Origin of the sequence: Nocardia sp. No.11 (assembly GCF_038752175.1) — a bacterium.
Taxonomy (GTDB): domain Bacteria; phylum Actinomycetota; class Actinomycetes; order Mycobacteriales; family Mycobacteriaceae; genus Nocardia; species Nocardia canadensis.
Window position 1 is genome coordinate 23,656 of sequence record NZ_JBCGFB010000050.1, and the last position, 18,213, is coordinate 41,868.

The 18,213-nt window shown below is 65.2% G+C and carries 15 protein-coding genes and 1 pseudogene; 7 read left to right on the forward strand and 9 right to left on the reverse strand.

Annotation, left to right across the window (positions count from 1 at the left end):
* Nucleotides 1-13: 13 nt before the first annotated feature.
* The 3 genes and pseudogenes from V8688_RS17270 to V8688_RS17280 all read left to right on the forward strand — a co-directional run.
* A pseudogene (locus tag V8688_RS17270) lies at nucleotides 14-271 on the forward strand (LLM class flavin-dependent oxidoreductase); the annotation flags it as partial.
* A 163-nt stretch (nucleotides 272-434) separates the two neighbouring features.
* Entirely contained in the window at nucleotides 435-1,244 is an 810-nt protein-coding gene (locus V8688_RS17275; RefSeq protein WP_342801219.1) for an LLM class flavin-dependent oxidoreductase, read from the forward strand.
* A 447-nt stretch (nucleotides 1,245-1,691) separates the two neighbouring features.
* Nucleotides 1,692-2,234, forward strand: a complete 543-nt coding sequence (locus tag V8688_RS17280; RefSeq protein ID WP_342801220.1) for a hypothetical protein — start codon at nucleotides 1,692-1,694, stop codon at nucleotides 2,232-2,234.
* Nucleotides 2,235-3,156: 922 nt separating this feature from the next.
* Here the strand turns inward: V8688_RS17280 and V8688_RS17285 are convergent.
* The 3 genes from V8688_RS17285 to V8688_RS17295 all read right to left on the reverse strand — a co-directional run bounded on the left by V8688_RS17285 (nucleotide 3,157) and on the right by V8688_RS17295 (nucleotide 9,004).
* Nucleotides 3,157-3,420 carry a hypothetical protein gene (locus V8688_RS17285; RefSeq protein WP_342801221.1) on the reverse strand — a complete coding sequence of 88 codons (264 nt, stop codon included), beginning with the start codon at nucleotides 3,418-3,420 and terminating at the stop codon, nucleotides 3,157-3,159.
* Between the two features lie 240 nt (nucleotides 3,421-3,660).
* Nucleotides 3,661-7,698: a hypothetical protein gene (locus V8688_RS17290; protein WP_342801222.1), complete on the reverse strand. Its 4,038-nt coding sequence runs from the start codon at nucleotides 7,696-7,698 to the stop codon at nucleotides 3,661-3,663.
* 346 nt (nucleotides 7,699-8,044) lie between these two features.
* Complete coding sequence (locus V8688_RS17295) at nucleotides 8,045-9,004, reverse strand: acyl-ACP desaturase (RefSeq protein ID WP_342801223.1); 960 nt, start codon at nucleotides 9,002-9,004, stop codon at nucleotides 8,045-8,047.
* A gap of 493 nt (nucleotides 9,005-9,497) precedes the next feature.
* Between V8688_RS17295 and V8688_RS17300 the strand changes: the two genes are divergently transcribed.
* A complete protein-coding gene (locus tag V8688_RS17300; protein ID WP_218719550.1) occupies nucleotides 9,498-10,169 on the forward strand; it encodes a sigma 54 modulation/S30EA ribosomal C-terminal domain-containing protein in 672 nt (223 codons plus the stop codon).
* 46 nt (nucleotides 10,170-10,215) lie between these two features.
* Here V8688_RS17300 and V8688_RS17305 read toward each other — a convergent pair whose 3' ends face one another.
* The 4 genes from V8688_RS17305 to V8688_RS17320 form a co-directional block, all read right to left on the reverse strand.
* On the reverse strand, nucleotides 10,216-10,914 hold the full coding sequence (locus V8688_RS17305; protein ID WP_342801224.1) for a class F sortase: 699 nt from the start codon (nucleotides 10,912-10,914) through the stop codon (nucleotides 10,216-10,218).
* Between the two features lie 17 nt (nucleotides 10,915-10,931).
* A complete protein-coding gene (locus V8688_RS17310) occupies nucleotides 10,932-11,654 on the reverse strand; it encodes a hypothetical protein (protein ID WP_342801225.1) in 723 nt (240 codons plus the stop codon).
* Between the two features lie 117 nt (nucleotides 11,655-11,771).
* On the reverse strand, nucleotides 11,772-12,818 hold the full coding sequence (locus V8688_RS17315) for an AsnC family transcriptional regulator (protein ID WP_342801226.1): 1,047 nt from the start codon (nucleotides 12,816-12,818) through the stop codon (nucleotides 11,772-11,774).
* A 61-nt stretch (nucleotides 12,819-12,879) separates the two neighbouring features.
* Entirely contained in the window at nucleotides 12,880-13,743 is an 864-nt protein-coding gene (locus V8688_RS17320; RefSeq protein ID WP_342801227.1) for a response regulator transcription factor, read from the reverse strand.
* Nucleotides 13,744-14,563: 820 nt separating this feature from the next.
* On the opposite strand from V8688_RS17320, the gene V8688_RS17325 reads away from it, so the two are divergent.
* Both V8688_RS17325 and V8688_RS17330 read left to right on the forward strand, forming a co-directional pair.
* Nucleotides 14,564-15,070 (forward strand): sigma 54 modulation/S30EA ribosomal C-terminal domain-containing protein, encoded by a 507-nt coding sequence (locus V8688_RS17325; protein ID WP_342801228.1) that lies wholly within the window; start codon nucleotides 14,564-14,566, stop codon nucleotides 15,068-15,070.
* Nucleotides 15,067-15,735, forward strand: a complete 669-nt coding sequence (locus V8688_RS17330; RefSeq protein ID WP_316576018.1) for a response regulator transcription factor — start codon at nucleotides 15,067-15,069, stop codon at nucleotides 15,733-15,735. The genes V8688_RS17325 and V8688_RS17330 overlap by 4 nt, the downstream gene beginning before the upstream one ends.
* Here V8688_RS17330 and V8688_RS17335 read toward each other — a convergent pair.
* Nucleotides 15,716-16,405: a sigma 54 modulation/S30EA ribosomal C-terminal domain-containing protein gene (locus V8688_RS17335; protein ID WP_342801229.1), complete on the reverse strand. Its 690-nt coding sequence runs from the start codon at nucleotides 16,403-16,405 to the stop codon at nucleotides 15,716-15,718. The two genes, V8688_RS17330 and V8688_RS17335, sit on opposite strands and share 20 nt — an antisense overlap.
* Before the next feature lie 169 nt (nucleotides 16,406-16,574).
* Between V8688_RS17335 and V8688_RS17340 the strand changes: the two genes are divergently transcribed.
* On the forward strand, nucleotides 16,575-16,856 hold the full coding sequence (locus V8688_RS17340) for a WhiB family transcriptional regulator (protein WP_218719542.1): 282 nt from the start codon (nucleotides 16,575-16,577) through the stop codon (nucleotides 16,854-16,856).
* 622 nt (nucleotides 16,857-17,478) lie between these two features.
* Here the strand turns inward: V8688_RS17340 and V8688_RS17345 are convergent.
* A complete protein-coding gene (locus V8688_RS17345) occupies nucleotides 17,479-17,835 on the reverse strand; it encodes a hypothetical protein (protein WP_342801230.1) in 357 nt (118 codons plus the stop codon).
* Between the last annotated feature and the right edge of the window lie 378 nt (nucleotides 17,836-18,213).

Below are 18,213 nucleotides of genomic sequence, written 5' to 3' on the forward strand. Positions count from 1 at the left end.
TATCGTCGCTGCTATGAGCATTCGTCTCGGTTACCAGATGCCCAATTTCAGCAACACGTCCTCGGTGCGCGAGCTGTTTCCCACGGTGATCGCGCAGGCCAGAGCGGCGGAAGCGGCCGGCTTCGACGCCGCGTTCGTGATGGACCACTTCTACCAGCTCCCCGGCATCGGCGCCCCGGACGAGCCGATGCTGGAGGCCTACACGGCGCTCGGCGCGCTGGCCACCGCGACCGAGCGAATCCAGTTGTCCGCCTTGGTCACCGGCAACACCTANTACCAGCTACCCGGCATCGGCGCCCCGGACGAGCCGATGCTGGAGGCCTACACGGCGCTCGGCGCGCTGGCCACCGCGACCGAGCGAATCCCGGTACCGCGGGTTCCCGCTATGTTGACTCCCTGGATCACGTGACCCGTCGGTCCGTCGCCGCAACGCAATGGAACCGAATCGTCGCTTCGTGCGTCCAATCAACAGAACGAGGAAACGGGGANAGTTGTCCGCCTTGGTCACCGGCAACACCTACCGCAATCCGGCCCTGCTCGCCAAGACCGTCACCACCCTCGACGTGGTCAGCGGCGGGCGGGCCGTGCTCGGCATCGGCGCGGGCTGGTTCGAGCTCGAACACCAGCAGTACGGCTTCGAGTTCGGCACCTTCACCGAGCGCTTCCAGCGGCTGGAGGAAGCGCTGCGCATCATCTCCCCGATGCTGCACGGACAGCGCCCCACCGTCGACGGCGCCTGGTACCACACCGAGAACGCCATGAACGAGCCGCGCGTGCGCGACGACCTGCCGATCATGCTCGGCGGCGGCGGCGAGAAGAAGACCTTCGCGCTGGCGGCCCGCTTCGCCGACCACCTCAACATCATCAGCAACGCCTCGCTGCTGCCCCAGAAGATCGCCGCCCTGCACCAGCGCTGCGCCGAGGCCGACCGCGACCCGGCCACCCTCGAGACCAGCTTCCTCGCCTTCGTCATCGCCGACGAAGACGGCGACCGCGCCCGCAAACTCCAGTCCGATATGCTCGCCCGCGCCGGCATCGACCTGTCCGCGCTGTCACCCGAGGAAATCCGCAACAGTCCCGCCGACCGCCAATTCGTCGGCACCCCGGACGAAGTCGCCGAACAGATCCAGACCCGTGTCCTCGACCACGGCATCGACGGTGTCATCGTCAACATGATCACCAACGGGCACGAGCCCGGGGTCATCGAAGCGGCGGGCCGGGCGCTGAAGCCCCTGGTCGGCTGAGTTCAGGCCGCGGTGCCGGTGGTTGCCGGCCGGGTGCCCCACCTACCGGCACCACCCGTCCGATCAGTGTCCGGTCTGTGGCGACCCGGCTCCGATGGAACCGAATCGGCCGGAACCGAGGAGCGTAGACGACCGAGTTCCTTATCCTCGGCTTCGACCCGATACCCGGCGATACAGCCCAAGCCGACACCCTCCGTACGAGAGTCAGGGCCGCGACTGACGCCGTCACCGAGGCGAAGTCCCTCCTGACCCGCCTTCGCAACAGCAACGACGAGGTATGGCATGACGGGGTGGGTGACGCCTTCCGCGCCAGCTTCCGCCCCTGGATCTCGCCTCTGCCTGAGCATCACTGCAGCAGGTGAGGACTGTGGTCGGTAGGTGGCACACCGATGTGATTGCCGTCCACTTGCCGACGCCCAGTCCCGGCACAATGCCACTACCGCCCAGGTGTCCTCGGCGACGACCGCCGTCACCAACTGCCAGAGCGCGATCGACGCGACCATGACCTCCGCCAAGCACTTCCAGCTTTTACGCCGCCAAGGCGGCTACCGCGGTGGCCGCTACCTTCCGGGCAAGCGCATCTGGGACAAGCCGGGTGACGGAATCGACGAGAACCGCGAAGCAATCCACGAGGTCCTGTCGACCACGGCAACGATCGGCGGCATCCTGACGCTCGTCACTCCGCCTCCGATCAGCGCGATCGCGCTGGGCTCGCTGGCGGCAGGAGCCGATGCCTTGCTCGCGTCTTCCGGCGCCACCACCGGTATGCGCTCAGTGCGGCAGCTCACCGGCGCAAAGGGTAAACCCTTCATGCAGGCGAGTCCGGCCACCGCGCTCGCGAAACCGCAGCGAATGACCGGCGCCTCGCACACATCGATCGACGCCCCCACCGGGATCGGGTTTGACAGTGCACGCCACACCGACGGCGGCATCGATTTCGGCAGTACTGCCGGGTGGCTTTCACGAGCTACCGCCTACTCACATTCGTGACTCCGGCGAATCGGCCGAGGTGGCCGACAACTCGCCGAGGCGCCGTAGGCCATCGCGGATATGCTGACCGGGCTGCGCACCAACAACTCCTGCTACTGCGCCATCGAGCAGCATGCCGCTCTGGGCGGCCTCCGGTGACGTCGTGGCTGCCCCCCCTGTCGGGGGTCGACCGTGGCCGCACTCGGAATCCCCCGGCTGACTACCGCCGAACTGACCACCGAAAGATCCTCCGACGACCGCGACGCGCATACTGGCGTCTCCGAGGACGGCGATCGGATCACGACCGCGGTGTAGTCGACCGCCGATGTGGCCTGCGGGGCCGAGTTTCGGCCGATGATGTCGCACTGACCTCGATGACGTCCGCCTCGGTCGTCGAGCACGAATTCGCCCTCGCGCTATGACCGATTCCGGAGCGGGTCTGCCACGTGCGTGGCGTACGCCCGCGACCCTGTGGACATTGGTATGGACGACGGCGCGCGCATGGCTGTTCGCGCTGCGGGTTCGCCTGCATGCCGCTTCGTCGATTTCGTCGACGTGAGCGATTCGACGACCGGATCCGCTGCTCACACTGCCGACAACCGGGCGATGGTCGCGTTTCTGGCTTTCCTGCCGTTCACGATGACGGTCTGGTCATGCTGCGCACCTCGCTGCGCCGATGGATCGCAGCGCAGAACCGCTGGCAGGTGTGTCGATCGAGCACTGCCGCAACGGTATACAGGAATGAGTCCACCTCGTCGACGCGCAGGGAGCGATCACGGGGACAATGACGTCGCGAAATAGACCGCGCCCGATTCGGACCCGACGACCAGTTCGTGTGGTTCGCCGATCGGCCGGACAAGGCCGGCTGATCGCGGCGCCCGGTGGTGCGCGGACTCAGCTGGCGTATCGGTCGCTGTTCTACACACCACCGCGTTTCGGTACTTCACTGTTCGCCCCGGGCGGCCATCCTGATCGGACAGACCTGGCGAACAATGTCATTGCGGATGCCGCACCGAAGTGCACGCGCGTGCTGCGCGGCGGACTCGACGTTCCCGCGTTCCCCACACCCGCGCAAGCCGGGCCGGAAGCTGGCCCACTTCTCGACGTTGTCGTGCACCTGTCCATCGGCTTCGGGGCCATGGTCCTCACCGACAAGATCACACAGCAGGCCGTGCTGCACCAGGACTGGAATGATCAGCGCGTCCATCGGTGGACGATCGTGAGAGTCTTCCTGCTCGCCTCGTTCGTCGATCGGGCCCTGCTCTAAGCGGTGTAACCCACGGCGCCCGGTGCGGCCGCTGCGGTCTCGTCGTCATCGACCACGGTACCGGTCGATGCCCCCCGACCGAGTGGATCGGCCGGGGGGTATCGACCACATTATGCCTGTCAGCCGGACGCCGATGCCGGTGACAGCGAAGGGGCCACCACCGGCATCGGGATCACACGGTCACACGTCGACGCGTTCGCGCCTGGTCGCCGCCGCGGCGGCCAGCGCCGCCAACAGCAGCCCGAGTGCCGCCATGCTGAGTCCGGTGAGCGGCACCGGTGCTGCCTCCGTGGAAGCAGGCGCCGGAGCGAGTCCGCCAGTACCAGCGTGCACCGGGTACTCGGTGATGTCGGCAGAGCCCACACCCGAGTCCTCCGGCTGAAGCGGGCCACAATCACGCCCACCCGGTACCGCATTCTCCGGCTGAAGCGGGCCACACCCACACCCGCCCGGCACCGGAACCTCCGGTCGGGACGGACTCTCCACGCCACAGGAGCCACCGCTGAGCAGCTCGTGCAGTGCCTCGAGCCCACCCTCGATATCGACCTCGGGGATCTGCCCGTCTCGGCGCGGCACGACCGCTCCCGCGGTGATGCCGACACCGAGCCCGGTCCACGCTCCGATTCCGGCGGCGAAGACGCCGAGGAGGTACGACCGGAAGATGGCTCGCGCGACCGCGGTCGACACGATCGAGAGAATCGCGCCGAGCACCGCGACCGGGACACTGCCCGTGACCGCGCCGACAATCCATCCGACTACCGAGCCTAGGAGCACGCCGGGAACCGCCCCGAACAGGTTGAGCGGATTGATCAGCCCCAGCATCGCCCCGAGCACTCCACCGCTCACCGCAGCCGGGATCGCCACCAACGGGGCGGCCATCAGTCCGGCCAGTGCGCCGAGCACCGCTCCGACGACGACACCGACCGGGATCGTCACCAACGCCGCGACCAAGTCGATCGCCGTCATCACACCCGCCCCGACCACCACGCCGACCGAGAGTGTCGACACCAGCGCCGCGCCGAGACCAACCACCGCGAGCAGACCCGCAATGGCCATGATCGGTAGACCGACCAGCGCCTCGAAGGCAAGGTAGGTCGCGATCGCCAGCGGAATGCCGATCACCAGCATGAATCCGACCGCGATCGCCCCGACAGCCAAAGCGATTCCACCGACCACCGCCATGTAGATCACCAGGGTGATCAGGATCGCGGGAACCGCGAAGGGACCCGCGATCGCCGCAGCGATGAGCCCGATGACCACCAGGATCCCCATGATGATCGTGAACGGAATGGCGATGACAGCCACGATCGCGCCGATAATCAATGCCGGGATGATCAACGGTGCCACCAGCGCCATCAATGCAGGCAGGAGTCCCGCGACCAGTGCGATGCCGACAGTGGCCAGGAACGGCAGGAGCACCGCCACTCCGAGGACACCCAGGGTCACCACGAAGGAACCCAGCGCCGCCGCCACGCCAACGCCGGCTCCGACAAGCGCACTCAGGATCGAGGCGACCCCGGCACCGAGACCGGCCCCGAGTAGGCCACCGGTCACTACCGATGCCAAGATCCCGGTCACCAGCCCCAGAATCGTCCCAGCGGTGGCAGTGACTATCGAGTCGATGATCGACGTGCCGATGTAGGTGAGGATGCCACCCAGCACTCCGCCGGGCAGAGTGCCGACCATACCGCCGGCCAGCATCCCCAGGACCGAGCCCGCGAGCACGCCGGGAATCCCCGGCAACAGGTTCAACGGACTGAGCAGTCCCGAACCGAATCCCACGACAGCGCCGAGCCCGCCGGCGACGAATACGCCGACGACGAAGCCGACCACCGCACCGATACCGGCGTTAACCGGATCGAGCCGACCGCGGAACCACGCGTCGATGACCGATGCCACCTTCGCGATCGGCCCCTGGTAGCAATCGATGACGCCGCCGAGCAACCGCTTCAGGTTGCTGTGGTGCCACGCCGACCAGGCGGCACCGATCAGGCTGTCACGCTGGTGCTGCGCACCGATTGTGAGGCTCGCCCAACCGGACACGGTGCCCGAGATGAACACCATGGCCGCCACTAATGCGACCAAGGCCGCCCACGGCAGTCCGGCGAACAGAGCGGCCAGGCCACCGACGAACGCACCGGGGATCGCACCGACGACGAAGCCGACGATCGCTCCCATCACGGACGACAGTAGCTGCGCCGCGAGCACACCGGTTGCCATACCGATCATCGAACCGAGCGCTGCGCCGATCGTGGCTCCAGCGAGAAGGCCGATCAGCGAACCAGCCGCGCTACCGATCAGCGCACCGATCAGGTTCAGCGGGTTCAGCGCACCGAGCACAGCGCCGATGACGGCACCGATCGGGGCGGTGATCAACACCACCAACGGGATAATCGCCAGCGCGAGCAAGCCGCCGACCACCATGCCCGGCGCAGCCACCAGAAGCAGCAGCGGCGCCGCGACCAGCAGTACCCCGATGGCAAGAGCGCCGCCGATCGCGCCGAAAAGCGCGAAGGCGAGGCCCGCCAGGACGGCGACGGGCAGCATGAGGACCATCGACCCCAGGTAGACCACCGCGGCGATCGCCGCGGTGACAGCCAGAAACAGGGCAGCGAGAATGGCTGTGAAGAAAACGAATTCTACAGGGGCCAAGAACAGCGCCACGACCAATCCACCCAGCACCAACCCCAGGCCCGGCCAGATGACGATCAGGAAGGGAATCCCGATTGCCGCAGCGATGAGGCCCAGACAGATTTTCGTCAGCAGAACGTACCCGAACGCGAGTAGCGGCACACTCACCAGTGACAACAACAGCAGCGGCACCGCGATGGCCAACGCAGGGATCAGTGGAATCAGGATCAGCGGTAGCGCCAACAACAGCAGCGGCAACCACACCGGCGCGGTCAGCGCGAGCAGAGCCAGTGCGAGCCCACCGAGCACCAGCACCGGCGCGAGGACAAGTGCCGATACCAGTCCGCCGAGCAGAACCGCGCTCCCCATGGTCAACAGCGCGGGCCCGACCGCTCCCAGCACGCCACCCAGTACGCCACCGATTCCGACACCACCGACGGTGGCGAGCAGCCAACCGATGAGCGCACCGCCGACGCCGCCGGTCACGCCGCTGAGAGCGGCGCCCGGCACCAGACCGAGGACTGCACCGACCAGCGTGCCGACGGAGCCGCCAACGACAGCAGATATGGGATTCGACAACCCGAGTAGCGCACCGATGGCCGCACCGGGGATACCTATCGTCAGGCCGCCGAGAACCGAGCCGAACATCGCTGTCCCCACCGGCACCGCGGCGCCTACCGCCACGGCCGACGCCAGGTTGCCGAGGACTGGAGCGACCCGACTATCGAACAACACTTCCACACAGGCGGCCAGCGCGGGCCCCCCGACCGCCGACGCGGCGGCGACGAGCGCTTCGCGCGGAGCCACCATCAGGCTGCCAGGAGCGAGCACGACCGTCGCGCCTTCACGAACCGCGCCGACGGGATCGGAACGGAAGTTCTCGATCGCGGGGTCGATCGCCGCGTGCAGGAAGCCCACCGGGTCTTCGCTGAACCGACCGAGAGCCGCATCGGCCCACAGGGCAAGATCCAGCGCAGCGGAGCCGACGTGATTCTCACAGCCGCCCGCGGTACATGCCGAATTCGGCTCCGGCACCGGTGATCCGAGGTCGAAACGCGGCGACGGCAGCGGCCGGCCGACCTCACCCTGTTCATCCGGACCACGAGGCGACGCGTCATAACGCGGGCCGTCGCTCCCGCCGATCACGCTGTCGACCAGGGGCCGTACCACCGTCTCGAGTTCGACTCGCCCCTGATCGATGGCGCCGGCGATCAGCGGCAGGTCAGGAGCGGGGCTCTGGTTCACCGGTGCCGGGGTGTCGTGGCGATTCCGATCGACGAAGACCGCCGCGGCGCTGTCTCCAAGATCTTCCAACTGTTGCCATATCGGCACCACATCCGGATCGGGCCGCGGCGGATCACCGATCGGTTCTCGCTGTGCCTCAACGCCGTTCGGGTGTGCTGGGCCGACCGCATCGACCACAGCACCGAGATCGAACCCTGGACGATCCGGGATCTGCGCTCCCGCCTCCGCCCCACCGACAAGGAAGTATCCGAGTATCGGCAGACCCAGGGCGAGCGCGCGCAGCACCCAGGCCGCTGTTTTCCACCCCCTCTCCCGCGTCGTGAAATCAGCAACGTCGTTCATGTAACTCTCACCCTTCGCAGATCTTGTTCAGCATCGATGGCAGATTTGATACAGGGTGTGACAGGGCGGACTTCTCCCCTGCTTTCCCGTCCAGGCGATTCCCTGGGATCGAGCGAGCGTCGCGCTCATATCAACCCCAGCCGAGCGTGACGCCGAGGGCTATCAATGCCTGCATGACCGGACGGGATGCCAGAATGGCGATGAGCAGGGCCACCAAAACCCAGACCGCCGTTCGACGTAAACGGTCGGCTTGTCGAGGTGAAATTGCTGACATCGTGAACCTTTCGTATATCTATGGACTCAGGTAAAGGCCGTCAGCGCGTCCTAGGCCATCGGAATCGAACGCTCACTGCCGGGCGCGATCGCGGGCAAGCGCGCGATCGCGCTGTTCCTCGAAACGAGGAATCTGCACGTCCCGAAGATTCCCCAAAAACCGATCCAACCGCTCGCGCGCTTGTTCGCCCCGGGCGGTGAAGTCTTCGCGACCGAAGATGTTCCACTTCCGCATGACAGGCTGCAGTACGTCCTCGAGGTGCTGCCGAAGGTCATAGACGCCGTATTTCGCCATCAGCACTCCGTTACGCCGGAAGTCCGGCATGCCGGAACCTGGCATGCGAAAGTTCTCTACGATGTTGTCGATGGCGACGATCGCTTGATCCGGCGCGAGGTCGAGGGCCGCACCGCACAGCGTGCGGTAGAAGATCATATGGAGGTTCTCGTCCGCGGCCAGCTGCTGCATTATTCGGTCGGCCACCGGGTCACCGCAGAATCTGGCGGTGTTGCGGTGGCTTATCCTGGTGGCCAGCTCCTGGAAGCTCACATACGCCACCGAGTACAGGAAACCTTGTTCGCGAAGCTCGCCCGAGTCGGCCACAGGTGGATTGAACCCGTTTGTCATGTGGGTCATGCGTGCCCGCTCCAGCGCCACGGGATCGACACCACGGGTTACCACCAGATAGTCACGCAAGACGACGCTGTGCCGCTGTTCCTCAGCTGTCCACCGGCCGACCCACGTCCCCCATGCACCATCCCGGGAGAAACTCTCCGAGATCTCACGATGGTAGGAGGGAAGGTTGTCCTCGGTCAGTAGGTTCGTGACCAGAGCCGCTTTCGCGACATCGCCCAGATGGGATTGGCCGGGCTCCCAATCACTGCCACCGAGAAATGCGAAGTTCTGGCCTTCTTCCCACGGAACATAGTCGTGTGGATGCCACTCCTTCGAGCGAGCGAGGTGATTGTTCAACGCCGCTTCTGCCACTGGCTCCAACTCACATAGCATTTCACGCTGCGTCAATTCACGGTTCATCTTCGAGCCACCTCTCATCGCCCGCTTCCTCGGCCGTGCCACGACGCACGCCGGAAATTTCTTTGGTACCTCACCGACTACACCACGGGTCCCGTTCGAACAGAAGTGCCAGATGTCCCGCTTTCCCGCGTTCGAGTTTTCGGGATTCGCGTGTCCAGTGACCCGTGCCGGGTGTTGCTCACTCCGGGACATTCGGCCCTGTCACCACACACGGAGATGAACCACAATCGCCGCAAATCAACTCACCGATACCCAAGCGAGAGGATTCGAAAGAATGCGCACAAGATGCGGTCTCGCTGGACGACTGTCTTCGGCGCGACACCCGGTTGCCGATACTGATATCGATGCCTGCGCCACGGCGGAGGTCTCGCGGCCGACTTCGCCGAGAGGAGCGTGCTAGTTCATGTACCGGAGGGAATCGACTGCGGCGGACATCGACCGCGGCGTGACAGTCCGGACCACGGGACCGGTGCCCGCAGTAGTGGTGGCGCGCATGGTCTACGGTGCGAGCCGCGTGCTGCGCACCCTCGACAGCGTGGCTATCGCGCACCTCAGAATCACCCGGTACTGCGGCGCAACGGAAGTCGCGGTGTTCCAGATCAACGCAAGCATCGATGGCAGACTGTGCCGGGTGCAGCTTCTCGGCGACGACGCCTCGGGGCCGCGCAGAATCATCGATCGGTTCGACCAGCAGCTCGATCAGATTCTGGCGCCGGGCAGACACGGCCCTTGGGCGCGCAGCGCGCCACAAAATCTGGCGGCGATCACCGAAATACGTCCGATTGCGCGACGCAAGGTATTTCGAGCACAAGTACTCGCACCGGCGGCCGCGAGCGCGATCATGGACACGATGGACTACGACGCATATCTGTTCCGCGACAGCGATACCGGCGAGGACGCCATCGTGTACCGCGCTGGAGCCGGCGTGCGACTACTCCGGCACACTCGGCTCGAGCTTCCCGCCGCGCGCGACAACCAGATCGCTGTCGATCTGACTCCGACACAGACCATCCCCGACAGCGTGGCAGCGAAACGACTGTGCCGAAACGGCTTGCCGTTTCTGTTTTCCGTCGACCCGGCCACGGCCCGCGGCCGACTTCTATACCGGCGATACGACGGGAATCTCGCTCTTGTCACGACGACCCCGGACCATCAGCGCCGATGATCACAGGGGAACGGTCGCTAGTCGGCATGTCCGCTGTTGTTCGCCGTCAACCGAGAGACTCGGCGATCACCACAGTGTTGGCCTCGCTCGCGCCGACGACCTGATCGAACCGCCCGTCGCAGGTGATCAACGCGAGACCGGAGACAGCTCGGTGCGCGGACAGAATTCCGCTGAGTGCGGCGGAGTCTGACTTGGGAATTCCCGCGATGACCTCGCGGACACGAAACCCCGCCGCCCAGCCTGACCATGCCGGGCGCACCTCGAGGTGGTCTCCGGGCGCCAGATCACCGAGGTGGTCGAAGACGCCATGACCGTTGACCTGCGTGTGCCCGAGAACGACCGCCAGGCCCGGTTCGCCCGGTCGCGGACCGTCCGACCACCAGGTCGTGGACTCCATATCGACCGGGACGCCGAAACTCTCGACCTCGCGACCGAGGAACGGGTCGAACTCGACGGTCGTCGGCGCAGGCGCCATCGGCGCGTCGATGTCGAGCGCGGGAACGACGAGTCGCGCCGGCTCGGCGGCGTCGATCCGCGGGGGCACAGACAGTCGCGGAGCCACGGAGTGCGCGGGGTAACCCGCGCCGACTCCGGCCGCGGTTTCGTCGCCGCTGACGTTCGATATGACCAGCAGCAGCGAGATCGCCAGCAGGCACACCGCGACAACTCGCAGCGACAGGACGGCGGACGCCGTGATCCCCCGGCGGTTTGCCGACTTCTGTCGGCCGTGGGCATGTTCCTCCATCGGTTCCTCCCCACTGATCATGCGGCTGCGGGGCCACATACTTCGGCGGCGTGCAGAGCGTCGAGGGTTTCCTGGTTGGCTATCGGTAGCCGAGCCAGGACATCGTTGACCGTCGCGGCTAGCACCGTGAGCTGATACCCGATGGCGTCGTTGGCCCCTCGCAGTTCCGCCGTCGCGGCATCGGCATCCCAGCGCTGCGCCGCGTGCAACCGATCCTCGATACCGTCGACCGAGTTCGCCACGTCGCCGAAGGCACCACTGGCTCGATCTCGCAGGTTCACCCACGTCGCCGCGTCGGTACCGGGCGTCAGCACTCGATCCGTGACGGGGACCGCTACGGCGGCGACGAAGTCGTGCGCATCGCGTGCGGCATGCCCGATCACCGCCAGATCTGTCCGCACAGCACCGAAAGCGGCGTCGATGGGCATCGTCTCGTCGCTCGACGCCGGAAGAGCCGCACGGAACGCCTCGGTCGCCGAGCACAACGATGCCGCGAAGGTGACCATGTCGGTATGCACGTCTGCTTTATGTTCCGCGAAGTACACCCGATCGGCTGCGGCCTGGGCTGCCGCGCGGAGCTGTTCCGCATTCTCGCGACTCGCTTCGGAATTCTCGTCGAGCAATCCACCGTCGAACTCGCATTGAGCGAGAATGAGTATTACCGTCAACAGGGTCGTCACGATCAGCAGCGCTCGAATAACTCTCGTGCGCCATACTGCAGTATTGGGCAATTTGCTCATTCGAACCACCGTGTGCACAAATGCTTGCTTCATTATTCCTCGTCCGCGTTCTTTTTCCCAAGTCCAGGAAAACACCGCGATGCAGTGCCATCAAGAGCCGAATGTCCCGGGCAATCGTCACTCGACGGTGATCGGGACGAAGCCGGTTGCCCTGCCGTAACCATCCAGCACTCGCCCCATACGCTTCAGGGTGGCGGCCGTGAGGTCACGTTCCCGGATCTCGGCCTGCGGAAAGCTGCGAGCGATCTCGGATTCCAACCGCAACGACCGGTCGATCGTCGGCAGCCAGGCGACCATGAGCAGATTCGTTTCGCCACCGAGCATCGGAACACAGACGCGGACCGCACTCCATTTCGTGGTCGTAGCGCCGAAACGATCGAGGTCGGCCGGTGGTACGCGCAATCTGTAGGTGACGAGAATCGGCCAGCCGGCCGCCTGCCGCGACATTTCCGCTCGGAGAATCAGTCGACCGGCACGAGTCATCTCCGTCAACCGCCGCCGAATCGATGTCGCGCTCATTCCGGTGTCGCGGGCGAGATCGACGACACTGCGACGGGCATCCGCGCCGAGTGCGGCCACCAACCGCCGGTCCGACAATCGCCCGGAGTCTCTGGGCCGGACAGCCGGTTGATCCGCATCTCCGAGGGCCGCGCGCTCATATTTGTCCAGCGAGCCCGCTCGCCAATCGCTGCCGTCGGCATAGACATTCACACCAACACTGGTTCGCACCTCGACGACGCCGGGGAGTGTACCGATCGAACTCGTCACGAAGTCGTCGAGCGCACCGAGATCGCCCGCGGCGACCCAGAGTTCGAGCTGGAAGTGGCCCGTCGTTCGCTCCACAGAGTAAATGGACGGGTAAGTGCACACCGCCTCTGACACCTGCCGGATTCGGTCCGGTCGGCACTTGAGCTGCACGATCGCGAAGAGCGAATATTCTGGGGCGTACGCGGTCGTCCAGGCCAGCCCTTCGGCAGTCAGACGCCGCCACCGTCTGGCTGCCGTCGCCGCGTCCATCCCGAGAGCAGCGCCGACGCGCGCCCACGACGCCCGAGGCGCGATTTGTAGCGCGTTCACCAGGTTCAAGTCGTCCTCGGTGAAGACGGGTTCGGACCGCGACCCGGGTACGCGCGACTCGCGGGCGCCCATGTGATCTCGTTCCACGAGACTATTGTGTCGAACCGATCCGCACGTTCTAACCAATCGGAGCCGCGACACGCGCCGATCAGCTCGCCAGGGACGTATCCACAACGCCGATCTTGACGGCCAGCGCCGCGGCCTGCACCCGGCCGCTGACTCCGAGCTTCGCGAACAGCACGGTCAGCGAGTTGCGAACCGTCTTCTCGGCGATGAACAATCTTTCGGCCATCTGGCGATTCGTCAGGCCTTTGCCCAGCATCGCGAACATCCGACACTCACGGGGGCTGAGCTGGTCCAGTACGGCGGTCCGCCCGACCCTGGTTCGCAGTTCTCGGACTACCCGCGGATCGTACGAAGTCCCGCCGGCATCGACGATTCTGATCGTCGCGGCAAGTTCGGGACCGACGACATCTTTGACGACATACGCGCTCGCTCCGGCCACCATCGATTCAGCGAGTCGATCGGGGTCCGTACTGGCGGTGAGGACGACGCACCGCACCCCGTCGAACCGGGTGCGCAGGAGACGGCACAGATCCAGGCCACGGCCGTCGGGCAGGTCCGGGTCGATGATAACCACGTCCGGCGCGTGATCGCCCTGGATTCGCGCCATCGCCTGCAGGACGTTCACCGCCTCACCGTCGATGCTGATGTCGGGCTCGCCGCCGAGTGCGACATTCAGACCGCGGAGCACGATCTCCTGACGGTCCACGAGAAACACCCGGATATCGGTCGCCGCGGGGGACTCGCCGCGCGGCAGTCGCTCTGCCAACGTTCGACCGGATCCCCGGCGACGCGATTCGGTCGGTGTGCCGTCACCGTGGCCTGACGAGATCGCCATGGCCTTCCCGCCACGGCACAGTTGCCCGGGACCGGGTAGCTCTGCTCGGTAGCCTTGTTCGGTTCTCGATCGCATCTGATTCTTCTCCACTTGGCGCGAATTGTCGGTCATGACCGGGACGCACACAGCGAACCGGCAAACCCAGTCTCTGATGTCGATGCCAGATGGCTAGAAGTTGCCTCAGATTCGCCACATTTGATGGCTATTTGCTGGGAACCGCCAGACCTGGACCACGAAAACCACACATCCCGCCACGGCGAGTACGCGACCCGGAGTACCTGCCGAATGAGCAGAATGTGAGATCCTCGCACGAATTCATCGGTCGTGACTCAGCCCACAGTTGCGCCGCGGCTGGCCACCATGGTCTCACAGCTGGGCGAGCCCAGCTGAAATGCGTGGGTGGGTTTCACCGCGATAGCTGGAAGCCGGGCGAGGAGTCCGTCATCACAACGCCGACCAGGACGTCCGGCCCTTTTTTCGAATCGACGAATCCGAATAGATTCGGATGCGCCGGAGATGAATTGATACCCGAGATCAAAGGTCCTGAATATGACATTCGAGATTTGCGCGAGTTCCGAACCGCAGAAAGCAACAAATTCTTCGCCGCACATCGGCGCCGCCAACGGTACCCGCACGGCGCACCCCGCTCGCCCATGGACGCAGCGCACCCACGTCCCGCTGCGGACACAGTGGGTCTGACATGGTGTGGCGAGATGCGCCAGCACGGGAGACATGGCCGGGTTTGGTGGTTCGCACGCACGGGGCAGTGCCGGCCGCGGACATGATGCACACGATCGCCGGTGTCAGCCGAGCGCTACGGGCGGCATCCGCATCGTCCACCGGGTGTGTGCGCATCTCTCGGCGCCACCTTCGAGGCGTCCTTTACCAGGCCAACGCGGATATCAACGGTCGGCCGTGCCGAGTGCAAATCATGGGACCAGCGTCGGCGGCGGTCGAGCGATTCAGCCGTCATGTCGACGGTGTACGCACCGGTCGAGCCGCCCGGTTCCTTCCTTATCCGGAGAACAGCGTTCTGCACACAGCTACACCGCCGCAGCCTGTCGTCCGACGAAAGGCAGTCCAGCTGCTGACTTTGGACCCGGCCGCGGCCAGTGAGGTCATGTACCGGATGGACTTCGCCACGTTCCTCTTCCGCGACGCGGACACCGGCGACAGCGCCGTGGTGTATCGAACAGGCGCTCAGCAGGTCGGGTTGATCCGTCGGACCCGGGCCTGCTTGCCCTGCACCGATACGTATCGAATCGCTGTCGACAACAGCGCTGCCGAGGCTGTTCCGGAATCCGTCGCCGCAGAACGACTGTGCCGCAACGGCCTGCCCTTCCTGTTCTTCGCCGATCCCCGGACGGCACGCGGACGGCTGCTGTACCGGCGATTCGACGGGTACCTGGCCGTTCTAGAACCACACGATCGCCCATGACATCGACGACCACAGTTGTCGTGGTGGACGGTTGGGCGATCGCGCAGCAAGGGCTCCGCAGCCTCTGCGTACAGTCGGCGAATCTTACGCTCGCGGGTGTCGCGAGTTCCATGAGCGCGGCGCTAGAGCTGATCAACCGGGTCCAGCCGGACGTTGTCGTGATCGATCCGCAGTCTTTGCGCGGCGAAGTGGTCAGCACGGCAGCAGCGCTGGCGGCGCTGCCACCGAACATCGGTTGCCTGATCTTCACCGAGAACCCCAGCCACCGAACGATGGTGTCTGCAGTGTCCAGAGGGCGCACCGCGGTACTGTGCAAGTCGGCAACGATGGCCGAGTTGACCGCACTCGTCGAACGACTCGGTTCGCCCTGCGCGCTGCTCGATGACCGGCTCAGCGAAACCGTGATCAGCGAGGTCCGCCGCCATCGTGACATCGAGACGGTCAGGTTGACCGAGCGGCAACGACAACTGCTGGCCATGCTCGGAGCCGGATTGACCAACCGGCAGATCGCGGCTCGGCTCTTCCTCAGCGAGAAGACGATCCGCAACGCGGTCTCCGGATTGCTTACCCGGCTGGACCTGCGTAACCGTACCCAAGCTGCCGTGGTCGCCCATGCACTCGGCCTCGGAGCCGAGGACTTCCCGCTCATCCGGAGGTCGGTATGACCAATCCCAGCCGCTGATCATACCGGCGGTAGAGCAGGCGCCCGCGCGACCAGCAATCGTCGATGAAGAACAGCGACGCCAGACCTTTCTCACACAGCTCACGCATTGCCGCCGCCTCCGTCATCACGCTCGCGGGGGCGGCTACAACGAAAAGGTAAGGCGCGGGGTCATCCACCGGTTGCCGTCGTGCTCGCCGACGCTGCAGAACCAGCGCCGAGGGGTCCGCAGACCGGCTGCCCGGACGGAAGACAACGGCGTCCTCGCCCGTATCCGAGTCGGTGAAGAGGCGGGCGCTGTAGTCACTCGCTTCGAGATCACACGCGGCATCGCACGGAGCGCATCGGCGCAGGCGAACCAGTTTGCGGCGCACAATCGGCTTCGTGTCGCTGGCACAGGTCAGGCGCGGATCTATCGAACCAGACCACCACGAAGGAATCCCGTCCGCAGCGCTGACAAGCTTCCGCTCGAGACGTCCGACGAGTATCTGGACGACCGAGTCCGTTGCCGCCACCAGCTGCACCCGGAGCACGCGAACACCGCATTGAACCGTCGCCTCGGCCAGCGTCTCGTTCCGGGCTCGGCCGGTGAACCGAATACGCACTCGCTCGACATTTTCCAAATGTGTACAAAGATCCACTGCGGCAGCTTTCGCAGCGACGACGATCCGCATGTCTGTATATCGACACCACTCGATGTCGATAGGGTCTTCTCTGATTCGACGCACTCGCACAACATCACCCTCGAGGTAAGTAGCTTTTCCGGGACATCCACCCCTGCCCCTCTGGTATTACAAATGATTCGATCAACATGACTTCGATGCACAACAGAATGGAATCTTGATGGCAAGAAATGAGTGGATCAAGAAGGCCAACTGCCGATCCGTGCCCCCCGAGATGTTCTTCCCTTCCCTGCAGACAAGAAAGCTCACCATCGCGCGGACACGGGGAGTGTGCCTGCACTGCCCAGTCATCAAGGAGTGCGCGCGATTCGTCCTCGACGAGAAGATAAAATGCGGCATCTACGCGGGCGTCCTGATCGGTTACGGCGCCGATCCGCGACCGGCCGCAATCGAAGCGCTCAGACAGATCGCGGGCACCGACGACAGCGGACCACCGAGCTGACCACCGCCAGGCCCGTGCTCGGGCAGCAGCGCGACGCCGGTCCGACCGCGCATCGGACCGACGCCACCCCACGCTCAACGAGTCAGCAAGTCCCGCTCACTACCCTTGCCCCGGCGACGCACTCGCGGGCGGCTCGTCCGCTCGCGTACTCCCGGAACTGAGCAGTCCTGCCAGCGCCTTCGCGGATGAGCTGCCCAGTCCCACAGCGGGAAGCAGCATGCCCACCCCCTCCGACGCGATCCCACTGCCGGTGCCCAAGATCTCGCCACCGACCGAACTACCCGCTTCGGCCAATTCCGCCGCTGCCGGACCTCCCGACCCGGAATCGGCATACGCCACCGAGGCACCCACCGCGGGAACACCCATTCCGACAGCGAGGGCGACCGCTACCCAACCGACGCGCTTCCTTTTCATGGTCCACTCCTCTGCGATGTACCGGATTTCACGACACACGTTTCCTGGCCGCCTGAGCAGCCCCCGATGCCGCCTTGCGAACATCCGGTGTGATATCCGGATGAACATGCCGAACGCTAACTACAATTCAGCGCCGAAAAAAGGACCGCCTGCCCGGACGGGACACTCGCCGGGCAAGTAGGGACAATTGTCATTTCTTCGGACCCGATCACCGGTGGCCGATCAGATCGACCCAAGAAGCCAGTAATTCAAGCATCGAACCTGCAACAGAACTGCCGCCGGACACCACGGTGCCCCCGCTCTCGACAAGCTGTGACAACAACTTCGAAGCGTCTGATGCCGCCGCACTGCCCGAGCTCACGATCTGCGCACCAAGTGATATGCCGGAGCGGGCCGAACCCGTTCCCGCATCCACGAGTTCCGACGATCCGAATGCGCCGACGTCGGCTGCAGCAAGCGCTGGTCCCGCACCCGACAGCAAAATTCCCCCACCGATCAGAATCGCAACAGAATTCCTCAACATTCGCGCAATAACCATGCGACCACCCTTTCCATGAATAGCCATCCAGGCCGTGTGACCGGATTCGGCGACAATTCGGTGGCGTCTACAGCGCCGAGCGAAAACTATCAATACGTTCGCAGCCGCGAACATATTCATCGGTCACACGGGGACAGTCGCCGGGCCGCTCAGGACGAAAGACCCGGCAGTAGCTGATCGCCGAGGTCGCTCCGGCCGGTGCTCATGTCACTGAGAGCCAGGACGTTCGTGCCGAGCTCCGGCGCGTCCAGCCGACGGTCTCCATCGTGATCCGGCCAGCACGCGGCCTGACCAGCACGCGAAAAGCGCCCTCGGTGGGCGAGTGGCTCGCTCACCGAGGAGGCTTCGATGCGGGTGGGTGCTCAGCCGAGCAGGCGCCAGTCCTCCAGGCCCTGGTAGAGCGGG

Bases quoted from the DNA above. Each gene is read 5' to 3' on its own strand.
- V8688_RS17285 (WP_342801221.1), bottom strand. From the start codon at position 3,420: ATGGACGCGCTGATCATTCCAGTCCTGGTGCAGCACGGCCTGCTGTGT.
- V8688_RS17290 (WP_342801222.1), bottom strand. From the start codon at position 7,698: ATGAACGACGTTGCTGATTTCACGACGCGGGAGAGGGGGTGGAAAACA.
- V8688_RS17295 (WP_342801223.1), bottom strand. From the start codon at position 9,004: ATGAACCGTGAATTGACGCAGCGTGAAATGCTATGTGAGTTGGAGCCA.
- V8688_RS17300 (WP_218719550.1), top strand. From the start codon at position 9,498: ATGGTCTACGGTGCGAGCCGCGTGCTGCGCACCCTCGACAGCGTGGCT.
- V8688_RS17305 (WP_342801224.1), bottom strand. From the start codon at position 10,914: ATGGAGGAACATGCCCACGGCCGACAGAAGTCGGCAAACCGCCGGGGG.
- V8688_RS17310 (WP_342801225.1), bottom strand. From the start codon at position 11,654: ATGAGCAAATTGCCCAATACTGCAGTATGGCGCACGAGAGTTATTCGA.
- V8688_RS17320 (WP_342801227.1), bottom strand. From the start codon at position 13,743: ATGACCGACAATTCGCGCCAAGTGGAGAAGAATCAGATGCGATCGAGA.
- V8688_RS17325 (WP_342801228.1), top strand. From the start codon at position 14,564: ATGGGACCAGCGTCGGCGGCGGTCGAGCGATTCAGCCGTCATGTCGAC.
- V8688_RS17330 (WP_316576018.1), top strand. From the start codon at position 15,067: ATGACATCGACGACCACAGTTGTCGTGGTGGACGGTTGGGCGATCGCG.
- V8688_RS17335 (WP_342801229.1), bottom strand. From the start codon at position 16,405: ATGCGGATCGTCGTCGCTGCGAAAGCTGCCGCAGTGGATCTTTGTACA.
- V8688_RS17340 (WP_218719542.1), top strand. From the start codon at position 16,575: ATGGCAAGAAATGAGTGGATCAAGAAGGCCAACTGCCGATCCGTGCCC.
- V8688_RS17345 (WP_342801230.1), bottom strand. From the start codon at position 17,835: ATGGCTATTCATGGAAAGGGTGGTCGCATGGTTATTGCGCGAATGTTG.